Source organism: Gymnodinialimonas phycosphaerae, from assembly GCF_019195455.1.
Lineage (GTDB): Bacteria > Pseudomonadota > Alphaproteobacteria > Rhodobacterales > Rhodobacteraceae > Gymnodinialimonas > Gymnodinialimonas phycosphaerae.
On sequence record NZ_JAIMBW010000001.1, the window covers coordinates 946,314 to 970,953 of the forward strand.

The 24,640-nt window shown below is 63.6% G+C and carries 26 protein-coding genes; 17 read left to right on the forward strand and 9 right to left on the reverse strand.

Annotated elements, in window-relative coordinates; genetic code table 11:
• Window positions 1-45: 45 nt before the first annotated feature.
• From KUL25_RS04695 to der, 4 genes are all read left to right on the forward strand, one after another.
• Complete coding sequence (locus KUL25_RS04695; protein WP_257891877.1) at window positions 46-807, forward strand: HpcH/HpaI aldolase family protein; 762 nt, start codon at window positions 46-48, stop codon at window positions 805-807.
• Window positions 804-1,871 carry a hypothetical protein gene (locus KUL25_RS04700; RefSeq protein WP_257891878.1) on the forward strand — a complete coding sequence of 356 codons (1,068 nt, stop codon included), beginning with the start codon at window positions 804-806 and terminating at the stop codon, window positions 1,869-1,871. The genes KUL25_RS04695 and KUL25_RS04700 overlap by 4 nt, the downstream gene beginning before the upstream one ends.
• Window positions 1,864-2,346, forward strand: coding sequence for a YaiI/YqxD family protein (locus KUL25_RS04705; protein ID WP_068354920.1), 483 nt, complete (start codon window positions 1,864-1,866; stop codon window positions 2,344-2,346). The genes KUL25_RS04700 and KUL25_RS04705 overlap by 8 nt, the downstream gene beginning before the upstream one ends.
• 80 nt (window positions 2,347-2,426) lie before the next feature.
• Window positions 2,427-3,866, forward strand: a complete 1,440-nt coding sequence (gene der / locus KUL25_RS04710) for a ribosome biogenesis GTPase Der (RefSeq protein ID WP_257891879.1) — start codon at window positions 2,427-2,429, stop codon at window positions 3,864-3,866.
• A gap of 117 nt (window positions 3,867-3,983) precedes the next feature.
• Here der and grxD read toward each other — a convergent pair whose 3' ends face one another.
• The 3 genes from grxD to purL form a co-directional block, all read right to left on the reverse strand.
• On the reverse strand, window positions 3,984-4,343 hold the full coding sequence (gene grxD, locus KUL25_RS04715; protein WP_068354917.1) for a Grx4 family monothiol glutaredoxin: 360 nt from the start codon (window positions 4,341-4,343) through the stop codon (window positions 3,984-3,986).
• Window positions 4,344-4,466: 123 nt separating this feature from the next.
• Complete coding sequence (locus KUL25_RS04720) at window positions 4,467-4,703, reverse strand: BolA/IbaG family iron-sulfur metabolism protein (protein ID WP_068354915.1); 237 nt, start codon at window positions 4,701-4,703, stop codon at window positions 4,467-4,469.
• A 159-nt stretch (window positions 4,704-4,862) separates the two neighbouring features.
• The gene (gene purL / locus KUL25_RS04725; RefSeq protein WP_257891880.1) at window positions 4,863-7,037 is read right to left on the reverse strand and encodes a phosphoribosylformylglycinamidine synthase subunit PurL; all 2,175 of its coding nucleotides are present in this window, start codon (window positions 7,035-7,037) and stop codon (window positions 4,863-4,865) included.
• A 192-nt stretch (window positions 7,038-7,229) separates the two neighbouring features.
• Here purL and KUL25_RS04730 point away from each other — a divergent pair, with 192 nt between their 5' ends.
• From KUL25_RS04730 to KUL25_RS04740, 3 genes are all read left to right on the forward strand, one after another.
• Window positions 7,230-7,415 (forward strand): hypothetical protein, encoded by a 186-nt coding sequence (locus KUL25_RS04730; RefSeq protein WP_257891881.1) that lies wholly within the window; start codon window positions 7,230-7,232, stop codon window positions 7,413-7,415.
• Complete coding sequence (locus KUL25_RS04735; protein WP_257891882.1) at window positions 7,412-7,774, forward strand: phytanoyl-CoA dioxygenase family protein; 363 nt, start codon at window positions 7,412-7,414, stop codon at window positions 7,772-7,774. The genes KUL25_RS04730 and KUL25_RS04735 overlap by 4 nt, the downstream gene beginning before the upstream one ends.
• Window positions 7,775-7,907: 133 nt before the next feature.
• Window positions 7,908-8,135: a phytanoyl-CoA dioxygenase family protein gene (locus KUL25_RS04740; RefSeq protein WP_257891883.1), complete on the forward strand. Its 228-nt coding sequence runs from the start codon at window positions 7,908-7,910 to the stop codon at window positions 8,133-8,135.
• Between the two features lie 14 nt (window positions 8,136-8,149).
• Here the strand turns inward: KUL25_RS04740 and KUL25_RS04745 are convergent, their stop codons facing one another.
• Both KUL25_RS04745 and KUL25_RS04750 read right to left on the reverse strand, forming a co-directional pair.
• Window positions 8,150-8,626 carry a GNAT family N-acetyltransferase gene (locus KUL25_RS04745; protein ID WP_257891884.1) on the reverse strand — a complete coding sequence of 159 codons (477 nt, stop codon included), beginning with the start codon at window positions 8,624-8,626 and terminating at the stop codon, window positions 8,150-8,152.
• A gap of 218 nt (window positions 8,627-8,844) precedes the next feature.
• Window positions 8,845-9,759, reverse strand: coding sequence for a LysR family transcriptional regulator (locus KUL25_RS04750; protein WP_257891885.1), 915 nt, complete (start codon window positions 9,757-9,759; stop codon window positions 8,845-8,847).
• 163 nt (window positions 9,760-9,922) lie between these two features.
• On the opposite strand from KUL25_RS04750, the gene KUL25_RS04755 reads away from it, so the two are divergent.
• The 4 genes from KUL25_RS04755 (at window position 9,923) to KUL25_RS04770 (ending at window position 14,973) form a co-directional block, all read left to right on the forward strand.
• Window positions 9,923-13,327 (forward strand): indolepyruvate ferredoxin oxidoreductase family protein, encoded by a 3,405-nt coding sequence (locus tag KUL25_RS04755; protein ID WP_257891886.1) that lies wholly within the window; start codon window positions 9,923-9,925, stop codon window positions 13,325-13,327.
• Window positions 13,328-13,388: 61 nt separating this feature from the next.
• On the forward strand, window positions 13,389-14,213 hold the full coding sequence (locus tag KUL25_RS04760) for a sulfite exporter TauE/SafE family protein (protein ID WP_257891887.1): 825 nt from the start codon (window positions 13,389-13,391) through the stop codon (window positions 14,211-14,213).
• Complete coding sequence (locus KUL25_RS04765; protein WP_257891888.1) at window positions 14,210-14,692, forward strand: hypothetical protein; 483 nt, start codon at window positions 14,210-14,212, stop codon at window positions 14,690-14,692. The genes KUL25_RS04760 and KUL25_RS04765 overlap by 4 nt, the downstream gene beginning before the upstream one ends.
• Complete coding sequence (locus KUL25_RS04770) at window positions 14,689-14,973, forward strand: hypothetical protein (RefSeq protein ID WP_257891889.1); 285 nt, start codon at window positions 14,689-14,691, stop codon at window positions 14,971-14,973. The genes KUL25_RS04765 and KUL25_RS04770 overlap by 4 nt, the downstream gene beginning before the upstream one ends.
• Here the strand turns inward: KUL25_RS04770 and KUL25_RS04775 are convergent.
• From KUL25_RS04775 to ccmI, 4 genes are read right to left on the reverse strand one after another with little or no spacing between them, the layout of a single operon-like run.
• Complete coding sequence (locus KUL25_RS04775; RefSeq protein WP_257891890.1) at window positions 14,970-15,455, reverse strand: hypothetical protein; 486 nt, start codon at window positions 15,453-15,455, stop codon at window positions 14,970-14,972. The two genes, KUL25_RS04770 and KUL25_RS04775, sit on opposite strands and share 4 nt — an antisense overlap.
• 4 nt (window positions 15,456-15,459) lie before the next feature.
• Complete coding sequence (locus tag KUL25_RS04780; RefSeq protein WP_257891891.1) at window positions 15,460-15,723, reverse strand: DUF1289 domain-containing protein; 264 nt, start codon at window positions 15,721-15,723, stop codon at window positions 15,460-15,462.
• The gene (ruvX, locus tag KUL25_RS04785) at window positions 15,720-16,205 is read right to left on the reverse strand and encodes a Holliday junction resolvase RuvX (RefSeq protein ID WP_257891892.1); all 486 of its coding nucleotides are present in this window, start codon (window positions 16,203-16,205) and stop codon (window positions 15,720-15,722) included. Before ruvX ends, KUL25_RS04780 begins: the two co-directional genes overlap by 4 nt.
• Window positions 16,202-17,443: a c-type cytochrome biogenesis protein CcmI gene (ccmI, locus tag KUL25_RS04790; protein WP_257891893.1), complete on the reverse strand. Its 1,242-nt coding sequence runs from the start codon at window positions 17,441-17,443 to the stop codon at window positions 16,202-16,204. Before ccmI ends, ruvX begins: the two co-directional genes overlap by 4 nt.
• A gap of 205 nt (window positions 17,444-17,648) precedes the next feature.
• On the opposite strand from ccmI, the gene KUL25_RS04795 reads away from it, so the two are divergent.
• The 6 genes from KUL25_RS04795 (at window position 17,649) to KUL25_RS04820 (ending at window position 24,588) form a co-directional block, all read left to right on the forward strand.
• A complete protein-coding gene (locus tag KUL25_RS04795; RefSeq protein WP_257891894.1) occupies window positions 17,649-18,893 on the forward strand; it encodes a sarcosine oxidase subunit beta family protein in 1,245 nt (414 codons plus the stop codon).
• 574 nt (window positions 18,894-19,467) lie between these two features.
• Window positions 19,468-19,701, forward strand: coding sequence for a flagellar basal body-associated FliL family protein (locus KUL25_RS04800; protein ID WP_257891895.1), 234 nt, complete (start codon window positions 19,468-19,470; stop codon window positions 19,699-19,701).
• A gap of 246 nt (window positions 19,702-19,947) precedes the next feature.
• A complete protein-coding gene (locus KUL25_RS04805; protein ID WP_257891896.1) occupies window positions 19,948-20,682 on the forward strand; it encodes a glycosyltransferase family 32 protein in 735 nt (244 codons plus the stop codon).
• A 3-nt stretch (window positions 20,683-20,685) separates the two neighbouring features.
• Window positions 20,686-21,009 carry a sarcosine oxidase subunit delta gene (locus tag KUL25_RS04810; protein ID WP_257891897.1) on the forward strand — a complete coding sequence of 108 codons (324 nt, stop codon included), beginning with the start codon at window positions 20,686-20,688 and terminating at the stop codon, window positions 21,007-21,009.
• On the forward strand, window positions 21,006-24,020 hold the full coding sequence (locus KUL25_RS04815) for a sarcosine oxidase subunit alpha family protein (RefSeq protein ID WP_257891898.1): 3,015 nt from the start codon (window positions 21,006-21,008) through the stop codon (window positions 24,018-24,020). Before KUL25_RS04810 ends, KUL25_RS04815 begins: the two co-directional genes overlap by 4 nt.
• The gene (locus KUL25_RS04820; protein WP_257891899.1) at window positions 24,013-24,588 is read left to right on the forward strand and encodes a sarcosine oxidase subunit gamma; all 576 of its coding nucleotides are present in this window, start codon (window positions 24,013-24,015) and stop codon (window positions 24,586-24,588) included. Before KUL25_RS04815 ends, KUL25_RS04820 begins: the two co-directional genes overlap by 8 nt.
• The last annotated feature ends 52 nt before the right edge of the window (window positions 24,589-24,640 follow it).

Consider the following 24,640-nt stretch of genomic DNA (forward strand, 5'->3'; position numbering starts at 1 on the left):
GTCGAGTGCACGCACAGACTTGTTGCGCGCGAAGGAGAGCCGCCCATGCCCGCCCCGATCAACACCCTCAAGGCCGCGCTTGCACGCGGCGAGATGCAGCGTGGGCTGTGGTTGAACCTGCCCGGTACGGTAACGGCGGAAATGGCAGGGCGTGCGGGGTTTGATTGGTGCCTTGTGGATGGGGAGCACGGGCCATGGGACCCCACGGCGATCCGCGCCCAACTGGTGGCACTTGCGGCAACGCCGACGCCCGCCGTGGTGCGCGTGCCCGTGGCCGAGGAATGGGTGATCAAGCAGGTGTTGGATCTGGGCGTGCAGACGGTTCTGATTCCCATGGTGAATTCAGCGGCGCAGGCGAGGGCCATGGTGCGCGCCTGCCGTTACCCGCCCGAAGGCACCCGGGGCATGGGCGCAATGGTTGCGCGTGCGGGCGCGTTCGGGGCGACGTCGGACTATCCCGCCACGGCAAATGACCAGATCTGTGTGCTGGTGCAGGCCGAAAGCCGCGCAGCGATCGACGATCTGGAGGCGATTGTGGCCACGGAGGGGGTCGATGGCGTGTTCATCGGCCCCGCCGATCTGGGGGCCGACATGGGATATCGCGATGATCTGATGAACCCGGAATTGTGGCAGGTGATCGATGACGGAATCGCAAAGATCCGGGCGGGCGGCAAATCGGCGGGCATCATCGTGAGCGGGCCGGAGATGGAGGCCCGCGTCACGGCGGCGGGCGTGAATTTCCTGGGCTGCGGCGGTGACGCGGGCGTGTTGCAGGCGGGGCTAGCGGCCTTGGCGGGGGCGCGATGACCGGAGGCTCGCCCACCATTGATCAGGGGGTCCGCATCGCCCACGGGGATGCGGAAGCGTTGATTGACCCCTCGGTCGGCAATATCCCCCATTGGCAGGTCGCGGGACGGGTGCCGCTGCATGTGGCGCCGTGGCGGTACGAGGCAGAGGTCCAGGATGACCCTGACGTGGCGCTGGTCGACAAGCGCCTGGCGGGTGATTTCCTTTGTATGCCGTTCGGGCGCGATGACGTCCACGACGGCCCGATCCATGGGCCCACCGCTAATGATCCGTGGCATTTGGTGGCCCAGGATGCTGCCACCGCGCGGTTCGCGCTTGGCACCGGCGTGCTTGGTGCCCATGTCACCAAAGAGGTCCGCCTTGTCGGGCCCTGCCTCTTGCAAACCCATGTGATCGAGGGCGGCGCAGGCGAGGTCACTTTCGCCCACCACCCGATGACACGCATGGCCGAGGGCGGGCGCTTGTCGTTCAGCCCCAAACGTGCCGCCCTGACCGATCCCGTGGCGCAGCACGCGGGCGCAAATCTGTGGGCGCTCAACCAGTTACGGGGCGACCTTGATCTGGATTGCGAAGATGGCAGCACGTGGAACCTGGGCACCTATCCTGCCGGAAACGTGGTCGAGGATTTCTGCACCCTGGCCGAGGCGCGGGGCCGCGCGCTGGGGTGGACCTGCGTGATGCGTAATGCCGAAGACGACATGCTGATCGTCTTGAAGGACCCGCAGATGCTGCCTGTCACGATGCTTTGGGTTTCCAACGGCGCGCGGGATTTTCCGCCGTGGAACAGCCGCCATGTGGGGGTGTTGGGGATCGAGGATGGCTGTGCCATGGGCGGCGAGGGGCTGCGCGCGGCCTGCGCTGACAATCGCCTGACGGCCATGGGCGTGCCCACGGTGATCGTCCTTGGCGGGCGTCACGTCATTCGCCACGCCATGGTGTCCCTGCCGCGCCCGCCTGGCTGGTCCGAGATGGCCGATATCACGCTACAGACCGGCACATTGCGGCTGCGCGAGGCAGGCGGTGCAACGTTGGAAATTCCATTCCCGGAGGGCCACTTTGACTAGGGTTGCCCCAGAGGGGCCCGCCAGAACCGAGCGACTGATCCTGATCGACGGCGATGCCTGCCCGGTGAAAGAAGAGGTCTACAAGGCCGCCTACCGCCATAAGATCCCGGTGCGGCTGGTGGCGGCCAGCTACCTGCGCCATCCCGATCATCCGTTGATCACCATGGTCATGGCGGGCGATGCCTTCGATGCTGCCGATGACGTGATTTTCGAGGCCGCGGGGCCGGGCGCGCTGGTGATCACCGCCGATATCCTGCTGGCCGAGCGGTGCCTTGCAAAAGGGGCCGTGTGCCTCAATCACAAGGGAGACGCGTTCACGGCGAACTCGATCGGCACGCAGGTCGCGACCCGCGCGATCATGGCCGATCTGCGGGCGGGCCTTGACGGGCAGGGGATCGGCGGGCAGCGACCGTTCTCGGCCCGGGACCGCTCGGCCTTCTCGAACGCGCTGGAGAACGCGCTGCGCAAACTATAGACGCCGCCCTTGGCGCGACGCCGCTTGAATTGGCGCGCAAAGGGGCGTAGAGCCGCGCCTTGATCCAAAGGTGCGCCCCCATGTCTTTCACGCTTGCCATCGTCGGCCGTCCGAATGTCGGAAAATCCACGCTGTTCAACCGGCTCGTGGGCCGCAGGCTGGCGCTGGTCGATGACCAGCCTGGCGTGACCCGTGACCTGCGCGAAGGCGCGGCGAAGCTGGCGGACCTGCGTTTCACGGTGGTCGATACCGCCGGTCTTGAGGATGCCTATGACGACAGCCTGCAAGGCCGCATGCGCCGCCTGACAGAACGCGCCGTGGCCATGGCGGATGCGACGCTTTTCGTGATCGATGCCCGCGCCGGTGTCACCGCCAACGACGAAGTCTTCGCCGACATCCTGCGCAAGTCGGGCCGCCCGGTTCTGCTGGCGGCCAACAAGGCAGAGGGTAACGCCGGGCAATCCGGCCTGCTGGACGCGTTCTCTCTGGGGCTAGGGGAACCTCTGGCATTGTCAGCCGAGCATGGCGAAGGCATGGCTGATCTGGCCCAAGTCCTGCGCCCCCTGATCGAGGCCGCAGAGCCCGATGAAGTGGCCGAGACCGATGTTGATGTAGAAGATGAAGATCGCGTCATAACACCCTCGAAACCCTTGCAAATTGCCGTTGTCGGTCGCCCCAACGCGGGCAAGTCCACCCTGATCAACCAGATCATCGGCGATGATCGCCTGCTAACCGGCCCCGAAGCCGGCATCACCCGCGATGCCATCGGCTTGCCGTTCACGTGGGACAATGTGCCGATGCGGATTTTCGACACCGCAGGCATGCGCAAACGCGCCAAGGTGCAGGAGAAACTGGAGAAGCTGAGCGTCTCGGACGGCCTGCGCGCGGTGAAATTCGCCGAGGTTGTCGTGGTCCTGCTGGACGCGGCCATCCCGTTCGAATCCCAGGATCTGCGCATCGCCGACCTTGCGGAACGCGAGGGGCGTGCCGTGGTCGTCGCCGTCAACAAATGGGATCTGGAGCCTGAAAAGCAACAGAAACTCAAGGATCTGCGCGTGGGGTTCGAGAAGCTTCTGCCACAGCTGCGCGGGGCGCCGCTTGTGACCGTCTCGGCGAAGACCGGCAAGGGCCTCGATAAACTCCACGCCGCGATCATGAAGATCCACGCCACGTGGAATATCCGTATTTCCACCGCGCGCCTGAACCAATGGCTGGCCGCGATGATCGAGGCGCATCCGCCCCCCGCACCGGGCGGCCGGCGCATCAAACTACGCTACATGACCCAGGTGAAAACCCGGCCGCCGGGGTTTGTCGTGATGTGTTCGCATCCGCAAAACCTGCCCGAGGCCTACTCGCGCTATCTCGTCAATGGATTGCGCGAAGACTTCAACATGCCTGGCACGCCGATCCGTCTGTGGATGCGCAGCCAGGCCGAGGATAACCCCTACAAGAACCGCAAGAAATCAACGCCCTCACGGCTCAATAAGCACGTTAAAAAAGGCGAGACCAAGAAAGGGTAGCGCGCTGACCGCGCCTTCCTTTCATCTTGCCCAGAAAACTCTGGGGGTCCGGGGGCCTAGCCCCCGGTTGGTCGCCCAAGCCGAAGGCGAGGGCGACACGCCTCAGGCGTTTGCTTCTCAGGCGTTTGCTTCGCGGATCTTGTCTGCCGCGTCCTTGTCGTAGGTGACGCCGTTTTCCGAGAACAACGTGTCCAGCTCACCCGACAGCGTCATCTCGGTGATGATATCGCAACCGCCGACAAATTCGCCCTTCACGTAAAGCTGCGGGATTGTCGGCCAGTCAGAGAAATCCTTGACCCCTTGGCGCAGGTTCTCGTCCGCCAACACGTTCACGTCGGCGAATTCCACGCCCATGTAGTTCAAAACCCCCGCAACGCGCGATGAGAACCCGCATTGCGGCATGGATTTCGTGCCCTTCATGAACAGGACCACGTCATTGGTGGTGATGGTTTGCTTGATCTGATCTTCAGCGCTCATGGCGAGTGTTCCTTTGGTCGGTCCGGCAGATACGCACGGGGATGAGATGGGGTCGCATGGGGCGGAGGAAAAGGGCGAAAGGACCCAGCAGGGCTAGCCAAAGCGCGGCGCCTACCCGCCGCATCAGTCCGGGGCCTTCGTGGTCAGGGCCAGCGCGTGCAATTCGCCGGCAGCGCCGTCCATCTTGCCTTTCAGGGCCGCGTAGACGGCGCGCTGTTGCTGCACCCGGTTCTTGCCGCGAAAGCTTTCGTCCACGACCATGGCGGCCATATGCACACCGTCATCGCCGCTGACGTCGATCTTGGCGTTGGGAAAGCTGGCGCGCAAAAGCTGTTCGATCTCGGAGGCTTGCATGGGCATGGTCGGTTCCTTCGCTGTCCGGGGCAAATGTAGGGCGGGGATACCCCCGCCGCAAGCAGGCAAAGCGAATCCGGGAAGTCGGGGCCCGGTTGTTGGACCCATTCGCGCGTATCTGCACGTCACCGCGCCGCCGCCTTCCCAGAGCGGCGCGGTGATGGGTTACGCGAAGGTTGCGGAAAAGGTGCCCATGTAGGCCTGCGACAGCTCCGCCAGCGGCGCGTCAGAGGTGCCGATGCGCACCGCATCTCCACCGACCTTGCCGACCGTGCTCAAGGCCACACCCGCCTGGCCCGCCGCCACCATCAAGGCCTCGGCCTTGTCGAACGACGTCGATATCAGGTAGCGCGCCTGATCCTCTCCGAACAGCGTAGGCGTGTCGGCCAGATCCAGCGTAATACCGCATCCGGCGGCATGGGCGATCTCGAACGCGGCCAGGGCCAGCCCGCCGTCAGAGAGGTCCGTGCAGGCCCCGATCCATTCGCGGTTGTCGCGGATGAAATCGCCGTGGCGTTTTTCAGCCTCCAGATCCACATGGGGGGCGTCGCCGTCTTCGCGATTGAACACCTCGGCCAGCAGGGCGGATTGGCCCAGATGGCCTGCGGTTTCCCCCACCAACAAAAGGACATGCCCGTCGCGCGCGACCCCTGCGAGGAGATCATCAATATGATCGAGGAGGCCCACCGCGCCGATCGTTGGCGTAGGCAGAATGCCGGTCCCATCCGTTTCATTGTAAAGCGAGACATTGCCCGACACGATCGGCATATCAAGGGCGATGCAGGCCGCCCCGATGCCCTGGATCGCACCCACGAACTGGCCCATGATCTCGGGCTTCTCGGGGTTGCCGAAGTTCATGTTGTCTGTTGTCGCCAAGGGTTTCGCCCCCACGGCGGTAAGGTTGCGGTAGGCTTCCGCCACGGCCTGCTTGCCGCCCTCAACGGGGTTCGCCTTCACGTAGCGCGGCGTGACGTCCGACGTGAACGCCAGCGCCTTGTCGGTCCCATGGACCCGCACCACCCCTGCGCCGAGGCCCGGGGACACCACCGTGTCGCCCATCACCTGATGGTCGTACTGCTGGTACACCCATTGGCGGGAGCAATAGTTGGGCGAGGCGACCAGCGCGCGCAGGGCGTCGATGGGATCGACCTCGGGGACCGGGTCCATTTCCGCCGCCGGTTCCGTGGGAACCCAGGGGCGGTCGTACTCGGGCGCGGTGGACGCCAGCTTGGACAGCGGGAGATCCGCCTTTGTTTCCCCATTGTGGACAATCAGGAAGCGGTCCTCGGCGATTGTCTCGCCGACGATGGCGAAATCGAGGTCCCATTTCACGAAAATCGCCCGCGCCACGTCCTCCAGCTCGGGCTTGAGGACCATCAGCATTCGTTCCTGAGACTCGGACAGCATCATCTCATAGGCCGTCATCGCCTCTTCCCGGATCGGCACATCGTCGAGGTTCAGCTTGATGCCAAGCCCGCCCTTGTCGCCCATCTCGACCGCCGAACAGGTGAGGCCCGCGGCCCCCATATCCTGGATCGAGATCACGGCACCCGAGGCCATCAGCTCCAGCGTCGCCTCCAGCAGGCGCTTTTCGGTGAAGGGATCGCCGACCTGAACGGTGGGGCGTTTCTCTTCGATCGTGTCGTCGAACTCGGCCGAGGCCATCGTCGCGCCGCCCACGCCATCACGGCCCGTTTTCGCGCCCAGGTAGACGACGGGCATGCCGACGCCCGAGGCCGCACTGTAAAAGATCTTGTCGGTTTCGGCCAAGCCAGCCGCAAAGGCGTTGACCAGGCAGTTGCCGTTGTAGGCCGGATGGAAGCGCACTTCGCCGCCAATCGTGGGCACGCCAAAGCAATTGCCGTAGCCGCCGACGCCTTCCACGACACCGTGGACCAGTTGCCGCGTCTTGGGGTGGGCCACTTCGCCAAAGCTGAGCGAGTTCATCGCCGCAATCGGCCGCGCGCCCATGGTGAAGACGTCACGAAGAATGCCGCCAACGCCCGTGGCCGCGCCCTGGTAGGGCTCGATATATGACGGGTGGTTGTGGCTTTCCATTTTGAAGACGACACACAGCTTTTCGCCGTTGGGCCCATCCCCGATATCGACGATGCCCGCGTTCTCGCCGGGGCCACAGATGACCTGGGGGCCTTCAGTCGGGAGGGTGCGCAGCCACTTCTTGGACGACTTGTAGGAGCAATGCTCGTTCCACATGGCCGAGAAGATGCCCATCTCGGTGTAGTTCGGCGCGCGGCCAAGGATGTTTTGCACCTCGGCCCATTCATCGTCGGTAAAGCCGTGGGCGGCGATCATTTCAGGCGTAATGGCAGGTTCGGTCATGCAAGCGGGTCCCCTTGTTACCGGGGGTATTATTCCAAGGCCCCCGGACATGGAAGACGCAAGTCGCCCCCCAATGCATGCGTGAAGGGCCGCGCGCGTGATAGGCTCCTTGCGTGATGGGCTGCTTGCTTGATGGTCTGGGACACGCAAGATACGGTCGCGCGCAGATCGCTGCATTCAGGCGCATGGCCCATGGCGCTTGAACTCCGCTATTCCGACATCTACCACGACTTGCAGGAAGCGGATTACTACACCGTTCCCAAGGATCAGTTTCCCCATATCCCCTATGCCAAGCTTTCGGCCCCGGCGTTGCACAACATCTACCTTATGCGCCGCTTTGAGGTGCCGAAGTCACCGAGGCCTTCAACGCGGATATGACAGAGAACCAGCGCTACTATGCGCAACACGGCTATCTGATCCTGCGCGACTTCATCCCCCATGACCTGATCGACGCCTACCTGGCCCTGCGCGACCGGTTGGATCTGGGGAAGCGGCGGTTCAAGGATGCCACGCCCTACATCGAGCATCGCGAGTTGCGTGATATCCTTGTCTATCGCCCCTTGATGGAGGTGATCCGAGAGCTTCATGCCGCCGAAATGGGGCTGATCTTCGCGCTTACCGGGTTCAGGTCAACGAAACGGGGCTGGCATCAGGATGCCTATCTGGATCCAGATGAGGCCGTGCCGCGTCTGGCCAGCTGGATTGCTTGCGGCGATGTCCAATCAGAAGATCAATGAATTCCTGCGCCCCGATGTGCATTGGCCCGATGGCCATGTCACCCGCAAGAACGGTGAGATGGGCTGAGGCCGGATTTCCGAGGCGTTCATCGACCCGGCGGTCTATGCCAAGTTCGAAAGCGATGGAGCCTAGGTGCGGGAGTTCACGGCAAAGAAGGGCGATGTGTTGCTGTGGTATGGACGCCTGATGCACCGGGGCTCGCCGCCGCGCGCGGAAGGCAGCAGGCGACCGGGCCTGATTGGCCACTATGCCCCGATCTTCGAGCGGCGCCGGGGGTATTTCGCCCAGACCCCGACGCAAGAGCATTTCATCTGTCCCCCGCACAAGATCGGCACGCTGAAGGCGGAGCGATCCGAATAGGCGCGGGCGTTCCGCTATAGCGCGCGGCGGAAGATCAGGGCGGTGGGGCGGTCAAATCCCGGATGGGTGAAGGTCTGGGCTTGCGTGAAGCCCATGCGGAGGTAAGCCTGTTGGTTGCCTGTCAATTCGACGCGTGCATAAAGCTGGAGGGTGCCGTGACCCTGCGCCCGGGCGTGGGTTGCCGCCGCCTCGATCAAGGCGCGGGCGTGGCCTTGGCCGCGATATGCCTGATCCACGGCAAGCTTCCCGACTTCATAGGCCTCGCCCATGGCCTGTCCGAACAGGCAGCCCACAAGGATGCCGTCCTGGCGGGCGATGAACATGTCTTCCTGCGTGGCCTTATTGATCAGATCATCCAGGGTCATCGTGGCCATCGACGACGGTGGATCAATCACGCCGGACATGGGTGCGTAGGCCGCCACCAACATTGCATGGAGCGCGTCCCAGGCGGCAAATCCCGCTGGATTTGTTTCTATTTCGGAAACAGTCATGGCTGGAATCATCCCCTCACGCAGTGCCAAAAAAAAGGCCGAGACGAATCTCGGCCGAAGTCCAACAGGGAGGTATTGAAGCTGACTAGTTGTCTTCTTCAATAACGAACAACTATTAATCAAATGGCTTAGGATCAAGGCAAACTAGGGCTTGCGCACGCAAACCCGGTATGTCTGTGGCGCATAGCACACAGACATAGCAGGGCTTTGCACAAGGTTTAAGCAGTCGGCGTGGATTCGGCATCCCGTTGCCGCCGCCGGAAGGCGATGACTTCTTCGCTGACGAAATCGCGGAAAACCTCGATCCGCCGCGACTGGCGCAATTCCTCGGGGTAGGCGAGGAACACCGGAACTTCAGCGGATTCGATTTCGGGGAGCACACGCACGAGGTCGGGGAAATCCTGGGTCAGGTAATCGGGCAGCACGCCGATGCCAAGGTCGTGGATCACCGCTTGCAGCACGCCGAAATAATTGTTCACTGACAGTGTTGATCCGACATCATAGCTCAACAATTCGCGCACCAGCAGCGCGCCCGCGCTGACCTGCGCGGCGGCCGCATTCTGTGAAATCAAGCGGTGGTTGCCCAAGTCCTCCACACTTTCGGGGAGGCCATGTTTTTCGATGTAGGACGGGGTCGCATAGAGGCGCATGTTGATCGTCATCAGGCGACGGCGGATCAGGTCGGCTTGCGATGGCTCTTTCATCCGGATCGCCACGTCGGCCTCACGCATGGGCAGGTCCATGATGCGTTCTTCCAGCATCAGGTCGATCTTCAGATCCGGGTATTTTTCATAAAGCGCGGGCAGGCGCGGGGCCAGCCAAAGCGATCCGAAGCCAATGGTCGTGGTGACCCGAAGCTCTCCGAAGACTTCTTCTTCGCTATCGCGGATGCGTGCGGATGCCGTGTCGAGTCGCTTGGTCATGTGGCGCGTGGCATCAAACAGCAACTCACCCTGTTCTGTCAGGATCAAACCGCGTGCATGGCGATGGAACAGCGTCGTATCGAGGTTTTCTTCCAGCGCGCGTATCTGGCGGGAGACGGCAGACTGCGACAGGTGCAGCGTGTCGCCGGCATGGGTCAGCGAGCCAGCCGATGCCACCGCATGAAATATGCGTAGTTTGTCCCAGTCCATGTTCGCGCTTTCAAAAATGTTTACGCGCGCAACCTAGGGAGACACCCAACGGGTGCAAAGCCTTTTCTCACGAAACATTGTTTCAGAGTGAGAAGACAAACATAGACAGGTCAGCATTTGTGACCTATGATGAGGTAAGGCATTTGACGCACGGGAGGTCCCAATGGGAGTGCAGCAGGTCTCGCTTGACGATAAATTCGATCTCACGAAATCCCCGGTTCTGTTGAACGGCACCCAAGCGCTTGTGCGCCTGATGCTGATGCAGAAGGAACGCGACCGCGCGGCGGGCCTGAACACCGGCGGTTTCGTCTCGGGCTATCGCGGATCGCCCCTTGGCGCGGTCGATTTGCAAATGGCGCGGGCGGGCAAGGTGCTGGCGGCGTCTGACATCACCTTCCAGCCGGGCCTGAACGAAGACCTTGCCGCAACCGCCCATTGGGGCACGCAAACGGCCGAGTTGCGGGGCGAGGGCAAGTTCGATGGCGTTTTCGGCCTATGGTACGGCAAGGGCCCGGGCGTCGACCGCACCGGCGATGTGATGCGCCACGTCAACATGGCGGGCACCTCGAAGCATGGCGGCGTGATCATGGCCATGGGCGATGACCATACCGGCGAATCCTCGACCGTGTGCCACCAGTCCGATTGGGCCATGGTCGACGCCCATATGCCGGTGTTGTCGCCTGCGGGGGTGCAGGAAATCCTTGATTTCGGTGTCTATGGATACGCGTTGAGCCGCTATGCTGGCGTTTGGGTTGGCCTGAAATGTGTCAAGGACAACGTGGAGGCCACGGCGGTTGTTGATGCGCGGCCTGACCGGATGACCTTCGTGGAGCCGGATTTCGATTTTCCCGAAGGCGGCCTCAACATCCGGCTTGGCGATCACTGGATCGCGCAAGAGGAACGCCTGCTGGAACACAAGCGCTACGCGGCCGAGGCCTTTGCCCACGCCAACGGCATCGACAAGCGCGTTCATGGGCGCGCAGGCGCGAAGATCGGCTTTGTTGCGGCGGGCAAGAACTGGCTGGATCTTCTGTCCGCCCTGTCCGCTTTGGGCATCGATGACGCGGCGGCCGAGGCGATGGGGATCACCACCTACAAGGTTGGCCAAACCTGGCCGCTGGACATGCGCGGATTCCATGATTGGGCCGAAGGCCTCGACCTGATCGTGGTGGTGGAAGAGAAGCGCAAGCTGATCGAGGTGCAGGTGAAAGAGGCAATTTTCGACGATCGCCAAGGCCGCCGCGTCTATGGCTACAAGGACGGGCAGGGAAACACGCTGTTCCCCACGCATTTTGCCTTGGACCCCGCCGATATCGCCGTAAAGCTCGGCGCGATTCTGGAGGAGGAGGGCTGCGCCACGGACCGCGTGCGCGCGGGGGTTGCGACCGTGGAGGACGCGATGCGCGCCTCCAACGCGCCGGATCTGGCGAAGCGCACGCCGTGGTTCTGCTCGGGGTGTCCGCATAATTCGTCGACCAAGGTGCCCGAGGGGTCCCGCGCGGGCGCAGGCATCGGCTGTCACTTCATGGCGAAATGGATGGACCGCGAGACCGAGGCCTATACCCACATGGGTGGCGAGGGCGCGAACTGGATGGGCGAGAGCCTGTTTTCCACCCGCGACCACATGTTTCAGAACCTGGGCGAGGGGACGTATAACCATTCGGGCATTCTGGCGATCCGCGCCAATTTGGCGGCGGGCACCAACATCACCTACAAGATCCTGTTCAACGATGCCGTCGCCATGACCGGCGGCCAGCACAACGAGGGGGATCTGCAACCGCAACAGATCGCCCACGAGTTGAAGGCCATGGGCGTGGAGCATATCGCGCTGGTCTATGACCCGAAGGAAGAGGTTGATTTCAGCGCCTTCCCCAAGGGCTGCGAGCGGTTCGAGCGGGGTGAGTTGATGCGCGTGCAAGAGACCTACCGCCAGCACAAAGGCGTGTCGGCGATCATCTACGTGCAGACCTGCGCGGCTGAAAAGCGCCGCCGCCGCAAGCGCGGCACCTTCCCCGATATCGACAAGCGCGTGTTCATCAACACTGATGTGTGTGAGGGCTGCGGCGATTGCGGGGTGCAGTCGAACTGCGTCTCCATCGTGCCGGTGGAAACGGAACTGGGCCGCAAGCGGGCGATTGACCAGTCGACCTGCAACAAGGATTTCAGCTGCGTGAAAGGCTTCTGTCCGTCGTTCGTGACGCTGGAGGGCGCCGTGATCAAGAAAGAGGCCTCGGCCTCTGTGTCATTGGACGGCCTGCCGGATCCGGTGCTGCCGGTGATCGACGGGACGCACAATGTGCTGGTAACGGGTGTCGGTGGCACGGGCGTCGTGACCATCGGCGCGGTGATGGCGCAGGCGGCGCAACTGGACGGCAAGGGTGCGGGCATGATCGAAATGGCGGGGCTGGCCCAGAAGGGCGGCGCGGTCGCAATCCACCTGCGGCTGGCCAATTCGCCTGATGACATCGCCGCCATCCGCGTGGGTGCCGGAGAGGCCGACGCCGTGATCGGCGGGGATCTGGTCGTGACCGGCGGTGCCAAGACCCTGAGCCAGATGAAGGCCGGGCGCACGGGTGCGGCGGTGAATAGCCACGAGATCACGACGGGGGATTTCACGCTCGATACGGAATTCACCATTCCGGGCAAGGATCTGGAGGTCGCGTTGCAGGCGCGGGTCCGCGACAAGTTGGTGCTGTTTGATGCGACCGAGCTGGCGCGGGTGCTGTTGGGGGATTCGATCTACTCCAACATGATGACCTTCGGCGCGGCCTGGCAGATGGGATTGATCCCGTTGACCCATGACGCCATCGTGGAAGCCATCGCGATGAACGGCGCGGCCATCGAGGCCAACAAACAAGCGTTTGAGATGGGCCGTTGGGCGGTGGTGAACCCCGATCAGGCGGCGCGCCTGACAACCGCCAACGTGGTGGAAAAGCCCAAGACACTGGACCAGAAGATCGCCTTCCGCGAGGCCCATCTGGTGGCCTATCAAGGCAAGGGCCTTGCAAAGCGCTATCGCAAGCTTGTGGATGGCGTCACAGACCCACGCCTGAAAGAGGCGGTCGCCAAGGGCTACCACAAGCTGTTGGCCTACAAGGATGAATACGAGGTTGCGCGCCTGCATCTGGAAACGGAAGCCAAGGCCCGTGAGACCTTTGCCGGTGATTTCAAGATGACCTACCATCTGGCCCCGCCGATGCTGCCGGGCCGCGACGCCTTGGGGCGCCCCAAGAAGCGCGAATTCGGCCCCTGGGTCGGCGGTGTCTACAAGGTGTTGGCGCGGATGAAACGCCTGCGCGGCACGCCGCTGGATGTCTTCGGCTATTCCGCCGAGCGGCGCATGGAACGTGCCCTGATCAAGCAATACCGTGCCGACATGACGACCTGGCTGCCACAGGCAGACGCGGACCGCATGGACGCGCTGGTGGCGCTTGCCGAGTTGCCTTTGAGCATCCGGGGTTTTGGCCCGGTGAAGGAAAAGAACGCCGCCACCGCCGCCAAGCGCCGGGAGGAGTTGCTGGCAGCCCTTGCGGCGGGCGGAACCGCCACCCGCGCGGCCGCCGAATAGCTTTCCATCTTTCCCCCCTTACGCGGGCAGGCTAGGTCTTGCGCAAACAAGGGGGGACAAGATGCCGGAACTAGCAGAATTCTTGCCGATGCTGGCACTGATCCTTGCGATTGGCGCGCTTGCGGGGGTTGTCGCGGGCCTTTTGGGCGTCGGCGGCGGCATCGTGCTGGTGCCGGCGTTTTTCTTTGCGTTCGAGGGGCTGGGATACAGTACCGACGGGCTCATGCAGATCTGCCTTGCAACGTCTTTGGCGACGATCGTGGTGACGTCCGTGCGCTCGGTCCTGGGGCACAACAAGAAGGGCGCGGTGGATTGGGACATCCTGCGCAGCTGGGGCCCCGGCATCGCGATCGGTGCGGGCTGTGGCGTCTTGGCGGCCAGTGGCCTGCGCAACGAGGTCTTGATGGGCATTTTCGGTGTCCTGGGTGTCAGCGTTGGGCTTTACATGGCGTTCGGGCGGTCTGAATGGCGCCTGGGCAGCCAGATGCCGGCGCGCGTGGGGACTGTCGTCTCGTCTCCGATCCTGGGGTTCCTGTCGGTTCTGATGGGCATTGGCGGCGGGTCCTTCGGGGTGCCGATGATGACGCTTTACGCCGTGCCGATCCACCGCGCCGTGGCCACGGCGGCGGGCTTTGGCGTGATCATCGCCGTGCCTGCGGTCATCGGCTTCCTGCTGACGCCGGGCGAGGGGGCCGGGCGGCCTCCCTTCACCATGGGGCAGGTGAACCTTGTGGCTTTCGTGGCGGTCATCGCGATGACGCTGCTGACGACACCCCTGGGCGTGAAGCTGGCCCATGCGATGGACCCCAAACCGCTCAAGCGTGTGTTCGCGGTGTTCATCATGGTTATGGCGCTCAACATGTTGCGAAAGGCTTTTGGCTATTGAGCTGGCTGCGGCGCGGCTGGGAGGTCTTCGCGCCTGAACCTCCGGTCGCGGCGTGGGTGGCCGCGGCCAAGGGGCCCGCGTTGGAAGCGGCGGCGGATCAGCCGCGCCGCCATGGCGGAACCTGGTGTGTGGGTGTCGATGCGCTTGGCAATGATGCACATGGCAGTGTCGGGGATGGGCCGGTTCTGGGGGGGAAGGCGCTGGATCAGGCGGTGGCCGCCACCGGGGTGCGGGGGGTGCACCGGGCGCAGATCTCGGTCACGTATCCGGGGTATCCGGGGCGGGACGCGCATGAAAGCGACGCCATCCACCGCTTTCGCCGGGATCGCGACGCGGCGCATCTGGACGGATTGTTGCCCGTAGGCCCCGAGAAGCGCCGTCATTTACACGAACCCCATGCCTGGATCCTGGGCATCGCGTTGACCCGGGCCGACGCTAACGCGGCACCGCTGGTCGTTTGGGAGGGAGCCATGGGGTGATCCGCCGGGCGTTCACAGCGGCTTTTGCAGGCATTGCGCCAGAGGCTTGGGCGGGGCGCGACGTGACCGAGGTCTACAAGGCCGCGCGAAGCGACGTGTTCAAGGTTTGCCCGCGCATCGAGGTCCCTTTGCGGCCTGGTGAAAGCGTCTTGCTGCACCGAATGGCGATCCACGGCGTGGCCCCTTGGGCCGAGGGCGCGAAGGCCGCGCCGGAGGGCAGGGCGATTGCGTACTTCCGCCCTTGCTTCGACGATCCGGCCCTCTGGCTCAGCGCGCCTTAGCGACCCGCGCGGGGCAGGAGGCGGATGCGGTAGGTCAGGAAGATCACCGCCAGCACCCCGATATTGGCCAGCATCTGTGGCGAGGTCGCGACGCGGCCCAGATCCGCAACCCCCACCACAAGCACTTGCGCCAGGACCAGCGCCAGGACGGCGACGCCGAAATTCATCAGTGTCGCAGGGGCCACGCCGGGGTCGCGCTCGTCTTGCCGCCCCAACCACCATGCCATGACGGCCCAGATCGGCACCGGACCCAGGGTCAGGTGGATAAGGCCCGGCGCGATGATCAGGAACAGGCCACCTTCGGCCGCGCTGGCCCATCCGGTGGCCAGATCGCCGTCACCAAGGGCCAGGACCAGCACGACGGGATAGAACAACAGCAGCCCCGTCCAGGCCCCCGTGAACCCCGCGATCAGCCATGAGACACGACGATGTTCTGCCGGGCTTTTGCGGGTGTCCTTGTTGCTTTCATCGGCGCGCGCCATCGCGTCAGGTCCCGCGCGTCAGGCGCGCGGCGCGCCCGCCCCGACGCTTTTGCAGTTGCGGCGCGCGGGCCGGAAGCGCTTCCATGACGTCCGCGCGGGCCTCGTGGGTCAGGCGCGACCATTGCGTGATCTCGTCGATGGTACGCAGGCAACCGGTGCACAGGCGTGCTTCGGGGTGAATGATGCAGATCTTGACGCAGGGGCTTTGGATCTCGTCGCGTTTCCAGATGTCGTCACTGGAAGTGCGCTTGGGGTTGGTGTCGCTCATATCGCAGCCCTCAGATGGCGCAATCGGTCCAGCGCCCCTTGCAAGATATAGCTCGCGGCGACGGCATCAATGACTTCAGAGCGACGTTTTCGCGTCGTATCCGCCTCGATCAGCGCGCGTTCGGCGGCGACGGTGCTCAGGCGCTCATCCCAGAAGGCGATGGGGACCTCCGCAAAATCAGGACGGCGCGAGAGGTTGAGGGCGAAGGCGCGTGTGGCCTGCGCGCGCGGCCCCTCAGACCCGTCCATATTGCGGGGCAGCCCGAGGATGATCCCGCAGACCTCATGCTTGGCGATCAACGCGGCCAGGGCATCGGCATCCAGCCCGAATTTCTTGCGCTTCACCGTTTCCAGTGCGCTGGCCGAGGTAAGCAGGCGGTCCGACAAGGCCACGCCGATAGTCTTGGTGCCCAGATCAAGACCGAAGAGTCCCCGCATCGGCGGCAGGTCCCCGGCGAAATCGTCGAGGTCCCCGAAAATCACTGCGCGTCTTCCGCAGCACCGGATCGCGCCATGGCGGCCCGAAACGCGCTTTCCACGGTTTCCAGCGCCTCGGGAGAGCCTGCAAAGACGCTCAGCGCCTCATCATGGACGATCTGCGCCGCGTTCGTGCGGCCCAACACGCCGTAGGCGGTGATCAGTTGCGCCCAATCCTGGGGCGTGCCGCCTTCGGTCGACAGGCGGTCTGCCAGTGTCTCGACCATGTTCTCGATCATCGCGCGCTGGTCTTCAGGGTCCATACCCTGGGCCGCTTCGATATCCGCCGCCGAGGGACCACGGGGGGCGGCCAGAAGGGCGGGGTCCAGATCCACCCCGGCGGCAAAGGCGATGTCGGCCAATTGCGCGCGGATCGGCGGCACCCAAGGGGCCTCGGGGCGAGAATCTGCCAGCAGGTTGGACCAGATCGGCAGAGCCAGATCGGGGCGGCCCTGTTGCGCGTACATTTCCCCGGCGTAGTAGCGCCCGGTGCCGTCGCGGGGTTCCAGTTGCAGGCCCCTGCGCAGCGCTTGCTCGGCCTCGGGCGAGACATAGCCGCCGGCGGCGAAGATCATCATCTCGGCCAGATCGATGTAGTGGCGGCCCGTGGCGTCGTCGCCCAGAACGGTGATCAGGCGCTGCTGTGCGCGGTGGGCAGCGCGGAAGTTGCCCAACATCGCTTCGTTGGCGGCCAGAAGGGTCAGGCCTTCGGTATCCTCGGGGCGTTGTTCCATCACCGTGCGCAACTGCGCGACCATGTCGGCGCGCTGGGGGTCGGCGTTGGGGGACGGGAGGTCGGGGACCTGTTCCTCGGCCAGTTCCTGGCTAGGGCGGTTTTCGCGGGCGTCTTCGATCATCGCGATTCGCCCGCCGAGGGGCAAATCCGGATAGCCCGGCGCGCCGATCTGCGTGTAGACCCAGAACGCGCCCGCCACCGTCGCCACGAGGCCCAGGCCGACGATCACCGTGCCCGTGCGCGAGACTCCTTCCACGCGCTGCACCTGTTGCAAGGCACGATCGGCCTCCAGAATGCGGCGGCTGACCTCGGTGCGGGCGCGTGTGGCTTCTTCCTCGGTCAGGGTGCCGCGGGTGACGTCGCGGTCCAGTTCCGAAAGCTGATCGCGGTAGACTTGAAGGTCGTAGGCGGCGGCCGGTGACACGGCGTCGGACGGGCGGCGGGCGGCCAGAAAAACGATGCCCACGACGACGGCGCAAATCAAGCCAGCTGCAATCCAGAATGCCATGTGTCCCGGTCCTCTTCCCTCAACCCCATTTCACATAGGACGCGCGCGCCAAAAGCGAAAGGCGCGCGCCCGTCACAAAGCTGATTTCCTGCCAAGGCGCGACAACATGGCAGGGGGTCGCAAATGGCACATCTTATGTCGCGGGCAGTATCCTCTTTTCTACGCGTCCCCCCAAAAGCAAAGTGACAGTTCCGGAGCCCTGCCCATGCGTAAGTATTCTGCCTTTGCCATCGCCCGTGAAGCCTTTCGCCACCATGACGGGTGGGAACGCGCGTGGCGCTCGCCCGCGCCCAAGGCCAGCTATGATGCGGTGATCGTGGGGGCAGGGGGCCACGGTCTGGCCACGGCCTATTACCTGGGCAAGAATCATGGGCTAACCAATGTCGCGGTGATCGAGAAGGGCTGGCTTGGCGGCGGCAACACCGGGCGCAACACGACGATCATTCGGTCCAACTACCTGCAAGATCCTTCTGCCGCGATCTACGAGAAAGCGCGGAGCCTGTATGAGACGCTGTCCCAAGACCTGAACTACAACGTCATGTTCAGCCCCCGTGGCGTAATCATGCTGGCCCAGACCCACCACGAGGTGCGCGGCTACCTGCGCACGGCCCAGGCCAATGCGCTGCAAGGGGTCGATACGCGGTTCATCGACAAGCACGAGGTCAAGAAACTTGTGCCGATTATGAACATCGAAGGGCCTCGGTATCCCGTGTTGGGCGGGCTGTACCAGCCACGCGGCGGCACAGCGCGCCACGATGCGGTGGCCTGGGGCTACGCGCGGGCGTGCTCGGACATGGGGATGGACATCATCCAGCAGTGCGAAGTGACCGGCGTGCGGGTCGAGGGCGGCGCGGTCGCAGGGGTCGAGACCTCCAAGGGGTTCATCGGGTGCAAGAAATTGGGCGGCGTGGTCGCGGGGCATTCATCGGTGCTGGCCGAGATGGCGGGCTTCCGCCTGCCGATGGAATCGGTCGCGCTTCAGGCACTGGTGAGTGAGCCGATCAAGCCCGCCATGGACGTGGTCGTCATGGCCAACACGGTGCACGGCTACCTGTCGCAGTCCGACAAGGGCGAGATGGTCATCGGCGGCGGCACCGACAGCTACAACAACTACACCCAGCGTGGGTCCTTCCACCACATCGAGGAAACCGTGCGCGCCCTGATCGAGACATTCCCGATGCTGTCGCGCCTGAAGATGCTGCGCCAATGGGGTGGGATCGTGGATGTGACGGGCGACCGCTCGCCCATCCTGTCGAAAACGCCGGTGGAGGGCATGTTCATGAACTGCGGCTGGGGCACCGGCGGGTTCAAGGCGATCCCCGGATCGGGCTGGGGCTTTGCGGAGTTGATGGCCAAGGGGCACTCGCCCCTGACGTCCGAGTTTGGCATGGAACGTTTCCGCGAAGGCCGGTTCATTGACGAAAGCGTTGCGGCGGGGGTCGCCCATTGATGGCTGGCACGGGATTTGAAGGTGACGCAAGGGAAGCGGGTCTTCGGACCCCGCGTTTACCTCTTTTTAACGAAAATTTTAGACTTTTTGAGTCATGTGGAGCGCACCAAGGGCATATCGAGCAAAACGGACCATTCCCATGCGCACTTCCCAGCACCCTGACTATGCAAGCCGCGCCTGGTTTGAATTCTCAGCCAAGGCTGAGAAAAGGATCAAGGGATGTGGTGCGGCGGTGGGCTTGTCGATCCTCATGTTTACGCTTGGCGGGGCAATGGAGGGGCGAGGTGTGGATGCCCCATACCTGGGCATTGTGTCCGACGCGCAGTCGTCCGAGATGCAGTCGCCAAGGATCGCGGCCCGACCAACCGTGGGACAAATCAAGTAGGCCTGGTCGCCCAAGCAACTGCCGGTCTTTTGTGCCGTTGCATGTAGAAATGCGGGACGCGGCATCTTTTGGCCCATCACAAACGCCCGATCCGGCCCTTTTTGGCGCAAAACGTCGGGTTTTGCCCGCGTCCTATGCACTCCCTTGCGGCTGTCCCACATTGGGATATGCAGCAATGGAGGATGCCTCATGTCTGACTTCGACCAACGCAACCGCAATTTCGACTACGCGCCGCCCACGCGCGGCGGCTCCGGCTCTGGCGCACTTATCTTTATTGCCGGGCTGGTCGTGTTGTTCATTCTCGCGATGCTCTTCATGGGCGGGGGCAGCAGCACGTTGCCAGAGGAAGGCGCCGCGCCTGCGGTCGTGCCCTCTGACGAGGCGCCCGTCGTTGACCCGACGGCCCCGGTTCTCGTGGACTGACGACGTTCATGCTCGGGCGGGGGCGACCCCGTCCTGGCAACAAGTGCCCGCCGCCCGAGGCGTCGTTTTTCGAGTTGTCGGCAGGCCGCTTCAGGCCCCGGGCGACGCCCACCATCGCAAAGATCGCAAGGGCCCCCAAAACGAAGAACGGCCAATACTCAAGCAGGCTGCGGGTGCGTTCCGGTTCCATTTCGCCATCATACGCCCCTTGGCGGCAAAAGTCATGCCTGCCCCGCAGGCCCGCCGATGAGCGCGGTCGCCATCCCCAAACGCCTCGGCCATATCTGGATCGGGGACAAGCCCGCGCCGACGCGCTGGCTGCAATCGTGGCGCGATCTGCACCCCGATTGGTCTTATACCCTGTATGACAACGTCTATTTGACCACGCGGCGCTGGCGCAACCAGCGCCTGATCGCGCATTTCTTCCGCCAGCGCCGGTTCGAGGGCGTGGCTGACCTGATGCGCTATGAACTGCTGTTCGAGAAGGGCGGTTTCATCCCCGGCGCGGATTTTGAGGCGCTCCGCAATTGCGATGAGCTGTTTGCCGAGCCCTGCACTTATACCTGCTATGACACCTATCCCAAGGGCCGGTGCAAGCTGACGCCGTTCCTGGCATCCGCGCCTGGCACCCACACGCTGGCGCTGACGCTGGACGAGATTCACACCACCTATGCCCATGCGCCCGAGACTGCGCGCCAGCCCTGGATCAGCGTCGGCAATCTGTTCCTGCGCGGCCTGGTCGAGAAATACCGTGCCGAAATCCGCGATCTGCGCATCTGGCCCGCCTATTTCTTCGTGCCGAAAAACAAGGACAAGCCGCGCTATGATGGGCCCGGGCGCATCTATGCGGAACATCATTGGGGCACCACCCTCGGCAAATACGAGGGCACGCCCAACCCGCAGCTTTTCGAGGACGTGGCCTTCGTGCTTGACGCCACGCCCGCCTTGCCCCTGACCGCCGAAACCCCTGAGGAGCCCTAGAACATGCTTACCCTCACGTGCCCCAACTGCGGGATCTCTGCCTGCGAGACCGAGCTTGCCGCCGGCGGCGAGGCGCATCTGACGCGCCATGGTCCCGGCTCTTCCGACGACCATTTCGAGGCCTATCTGTTCATGCGCCCCAACACCCGCGGCGTCCATTTTGAGCGGTGGCGCCATGCGGCGGGCTGCGGCAAGTGGTTCCTGGCCGCCCGCGACACCGCCACGCTGGAGGTCTTCGGGACCTATTCGGCGCAAACAACTGAACCGCCTGCCGATCTGATCGACAAAATCAAAGCCAAACGCCCCGATTGGAGCTTCTCGTCATGAGCACCCGTCTGCCTTCTTACGGTCGCCTGATCGACCGCGACACGACCGTGAAATTCACCTTCAACGGCAAATGGATGCGCGGTCATAGGGGCGATACGCTGGCCTCTGCGCTTTTGGCCAATGGTCAGACGCTGGTGGGGCGTTCGTTCAAATACCACCGCCCACGCGGGATCATGTCAAGCGGCGCAGAAGAGCCCAACGCGTTGGTCAACCTTGGCAGCGGCCTGCGGCATGAGCCGAACCAGCGCGCCACCACGACGGAGTTGTTCGAAAAGCTGGAGGCCACGTCCCAGAACCACTGGCCGTCGCTGGAGTTCGATGTGGGCGAGGTCAACGGCCTGGTGGCGCGGTTCCTGCCTGCCGGGTTCTACTACAAGACGTTCCTGTTCCCGCGCGCCTTCTGGAAACATGTGTTCGAGCCGTTCATCCGCCAGTCGGCGGGCCTTGGCAAAGCGCCACACCCCGAGACGCGTGACCCTGACCGGTACGAGCATTTCTATGCCCATGTCGATCTGGTGGTGGCAGGCGGCGGCATCGCAGGCCTGCAGGCGGCGCTTCTGGCGGGCCGGGCAGGGGCACGTGTCGTGCTGATGGAACAAAGCGCCCATTGGGGCGGGCGTGCGCCCGTTGATGGCGTGGAGGTGGACGGCGAACCCGCAGAAGTTTGGGTAAAGAACGCCGTGCAAGAGCTTGAAAGTATGGCGAATGTGGATCTTCGCCTACGCGCGATGGTGGCGGGGGTCTATGACCACGGCTATGTGCTGGGGTATGAGCGTTTGACGGATCACATGCCGCAGGCCGACGGTCCGCGCCATCGCCTTTGGCGCATCCGTGCGACCCGGATCATCTCGGCCACCGGCGCGTTGGAACGTCCGCTCAGCTTTTCGGGGAACGACAAGCCGGGTGTCATGCTGGCCTCGGCGGTGCGCGACTACCTCGTGAACTACGGCGTCGCCGTGGGCGACAATATCGTTGTCGTCACCAACAATGACGACGGCTACCGCACCGCGATTGCGCAGGTGGAGGCCGGTCTGGGCGTCGCTTGTGTGGTGGATGCAAGGCCACGCGCCGACGGGGAATTACCCAACAAGGCCCGTGCTTTGGGGGTCAATGTTAAAGTGAATTGCGCCATTGCCAAGGTGAAGGGCTTGCGTAATGTCGTCTCTGTCGCGCTCTGCGCCCAGGACGGCGATGGGCTGATCACCGAGGAAGTGGCCTGTGATGCGGTTGCGATGTCGGGCGGCTGGTCGCCGGTCGTGCACCTCTGGTCGCACTGCGGCGGCAAACTGACGTGGGACGCGGAGGCCGCGTTCTTCCGGCCCGACCCCACGCGCCCGCCGCTGGACCACAACGGCGAAGGCTTCGTGACCTGCGTTGGGGCCGCTGATGGTGCCTTGCTGGCCGCCGAGACGTTGAAGAATGCATCAACGAACACCGGCAATATGTTCAAAGCGCTGGGAAAAACACCCTCTGAAGGGGCAACTGCGAGGAGCGCAAGCGAGGAGGGGTTGGCCCCGGTCTGGATCATGCCCCATGGCGCGAGCTACAAGAAACGCTCCAAGATGTGGCTGGATTTCCAGAACGACGTGAAAGTCTCGGACGTGCAGCTTGCCGCCCGCGAGGGCTATGAGAGCGTTGAGCACACTAAACGCTACACGACCTTGGGGATGGCGACGGATCAGGGGAAACTCAGCAATATCAATGGACTCGCGGTCCTTGCTGATGCTTTGGATGAAGCCATTCCCCGTGTTGGCACAACTACGTTCCGCCCGCCCTATACGCCCATTTCCATGGGGGCCATTGCGGGCGAGGCGCGGGGCGAGATCTTTCAACCCCTACGCCGCACTCCGATGCATGAATGGCACGAAGAACAGGGCGCCTACATGGAGCCCGTCGGCGGCTGGCGCAGGCCCTATTGCTTCCCCCGACAGGGCGAAACCCACGAACAAGCCGTCGCCCGCGAGATCAACGCCACACGCGGGTCGCTTGGGCTGCTCGATGCCTCCACGCTTGGCAAGATCATCGTGAAGGGCCCCGATGCGGGCAAGTTCATGGATATGCTCTACACCAACATGATGAGCAGCCTGAAACCGGGCAAATGTCGTTATGGTTTGATGTGTTCCGAGAATGGCTTCCTGATGGACGACGGCGTTGTCGTCCGTCTCGATGAAGAGACGTTCCTTTGCCACACTACCTCGGGCGGGGCCGATCACGTCCATGCCCATATGGAGGATTGGCTGCAATGCGAGTGGTGGGACTGGAAGGTCTTCACCGCCAATGTGACCGAGCAATGGGCGCAGGTCGCCGTGGTCGGCCCGAATGCGCGCAAGCTGCTGGAGAAGATGGGCGCGGATTTCGACCTGTCGGCCGAGGCACTGCCGTTCATGGGCATGGCCGAGGGGCGCATCGGCGGGTTTGACGCCCGGGTCTTCCGCATCAGCTTTTCGGGTGAACTCAGCTTTGAGATCGCCGTGCCGGCCTCGCAAGGTCGCGCGTTCTGGGAGGCCCTGCACGACGCGGGGGCGGAGTTCCAGGCCACCTCTTACGGCACCGAAGCCCTGCACGTGATGCGGGCCGAGAAGGGCTTCATCATGATCGGGGACGAGACCGACGGCACCGTGATCCCCCAGGACCTCGGCCTCGACTGGGCGATTTCCAAGAAGAAAGAGGATTTCCTTGGCAAGCGGGGCCAGCAGCGGACCTACATGCAGGACCCCAACCGCTGGAAGCTGGTTGGGCTGGAGACGCTGGACAAATCCGTCCTGCCCGATGGCGCCTATTGCGTGGCGGAGGGCCGGAATGCCAATGATCAGGTGAATGTGCAAGGCCGCGTGACCTCGACCTATCATTCGCCGACGCTCGGGCGCGGCATCTCCATGGGGCTGGTTTTGAACGGGCCGGACCGGATGGGGGAAACGGTGCAGTTCAACAAGGTGGACGGGAGCACGGTGGCCGCGAAAATCGTCAATCCGGTGTTCTATGACCCGGAGGGGGAGAAGCAAAATGTCTAACTCTGTCAGTGCGTTGCAAGGTGCCTCACATACCGGGTTCGCCCATGTCCGGGAGATGGGCCTGTTGGGTATGGTCACGCTGAAGGCCGATCTGTCCGCGCCCAAGACTGCGGCTGCGGTGAAGGCGGCTGTTGGTCTGGCCCTGCCTGCGCAACGGGCCATAACCACGGGCCGCGATCCGGAAAGCGTGGCGTGGATGGCCCCTGATGAGCTGTTGATCATGTGCAAGCACGACGACGCGGACAAGGTCGTGGCCCGTTTGACGAAAGACATGGGCGACGCCCATCATCTTGCCGTTAACGTGTCGGACGCGCGGGCGGTCTTCACCATTGAAGCGACCGACGTGCGCGAGGTATTGGGAAAGCTGACACCCGCAGACCTCGGCACGTTGGAATACGGCGAAATGCGCAGGTCGCGGCTGGCGCAGGTTCCGGCGGCGTTCTGGATGAACGACCGGACCCATGCTGCCGTCATCTGCTTCCGCTCGGTCGCGCAATATGCGTTCGATTTGCTGACCACCGCCGCGGCGGACGGCGGCGAGGTGGGGTACTACGGCCAAGACACTTGATGGCGATTGCCTGAAGAAGATTGATCGCGCTGCACCTTGCGGGTAGCCTGAT

Excerpts from the sequence above, each read along its gene's own strand:
- KUL25_RS04815 (WP_257891898.1), top strand. The coding sequence starts at position 21,006 with ATGAGCACCCGTCTGCCTTCTTACGGTCGCCTGATCGACCGCGACACG.
- der (WP_257891879.1), top strand. The coding sequence starts at position 2,427 with ATGTCTTTCACGCTTGCCATCGTCGGCCGTCCGAATGTCGGAAAATCC.
- KUL25_RS04795 (WP_257891894.1), top strand. The coding sequence starts at position 17,649 with ATGCGTAAGTATTCTGCCTTTGCCATCGCCCGTGAAGCCTTTCGCCAC.
- KUL25_RS04735 (WP_257891882.1), top strand. The coding sequence starts at position 7,412 with ATGACAGAGAACCAGCGCTACTATGCGCAACACGGCTATCTGATCCTG.
- KUL25_RS04750 (WP_257891885.1), bottom strand. The coding sequence starts at position 9,759 with ATGGACTGGGACAAACTACGCATATTTCATGCGGTGGCATCGGCTGGC.
- grxD (WP_068354917.1), bottom strand. The coding sequence starts at position 4,343 with ATGAGCGCTGAAGATCAGATCAAGCAAACCATCACCACCAATGACGTG.
- KUL25_RS04820 (WP_257891899.1), top strand. The coding sequence starts at position 24,013 with ATGTCTAACTCTGTCAGTGCGTTGCAAGGTGCCTCACATACCGGGTTC.
- KUL25_RS04760 (WP_257891887.1), top strand. The coding sequence starts at position 13,389 with ATGCCGGAACTAGCAGAATTCTTGCCGATGCTGGCACTGATCCTTGCG.
- ccmI (WP_257891893.1), bottom strand. The coding sequence starts at position 17,443 with ATGGCATTCTGGATTGCAGCTGGCTTGATTTGCGCCGTCGTCGTGGGC.
- KUL25_RS04810 (WP_257891897.1), top strand. The coding sequence starts at position 20,686 with ATGCTTACCCTCACGTGCCCCAACTGCGGGATCTCTGCCTGCGAGACC.
- KUL25_RS04700 (WP_257891878.1), top strand. The coding sequence starts at position 804 with ATGACCGGAGGCTCGCCCACCATTGATCAGGGGGTCCGCATCGCCCAC.
- KUL25_RS04745 (WP_257891884.1), bottom strand. The coding sequence starts at position 8,626 with ATGACTGTTTCCGAAATAGAAACAAATCCAGCGGGATTTGCCGCCTGG.
- KUL25_RS04755 (WP_257891886.1), top strand. The coding sequence starts at position 9,923 with ATGGGAGTGCAGCAGGTCTCGCTTGACGATAAATTCGATCTCACGAAA.
- purL (WP_257891880.1), bottom strand. The coding sequence starts at position 7,037 with ATGACCGAACCTGCCATTACGCCTGAAATGATCGCCGCCCACGGCTTT.
- KUL25_RS04800 (WP_257891895.1), top strand. The coding sequence starts at position 19,468 with ATGTCTGACTTCGACCAACGCAACCGCAATTTCGACTACGCGCCGCCC.
- KUL25_RS04695 (WP_257891877.1), top strand. The coding sequence starts at position 46 with ATGCCCGCCCCGATCAACACCCTCAAGGCCGCGCTTGCACGCGGCGAG.
- KUL25_RS04780 (WP_257891891.1), bottom strand. The coding sequence starts at position 15,723 with ATGAGCGACACCAACCCCAAGCGCACTTCCAGTGACGACATCTGGAAA.
- KUL25_RS04720 (WP_068354915.1), bottom strand. The coding sequence starts at position 4,703 with ATGCCCATGCAAGCCTCCGAGATCGAACAGCTTTTGCGCGCCAGCTTT.
- KUL25_RS04730 (WP_257891881.1), top strand. The coding sequence starts at position 7,230 with ATGGCGCTTGAACTCCGCTATTCCGACATCTACCACGACTTGCAGGAA.
- KUL25_RS04775 (WP_257891890.1), bottom strand. The coding sequence starts at position 15,455 with ATGGCGCGCGCCGATGAAAGCAACAAGGACACCCGCAAAAGCCCGGCA.
- KUL25_RS04805 (WP_257891896.1), top strand. The coding sequence starts at position 19,948 with ATGAGCGCGGTCGCCATCCCCAAACGCCTCGGCCATATCTGGATCGGG.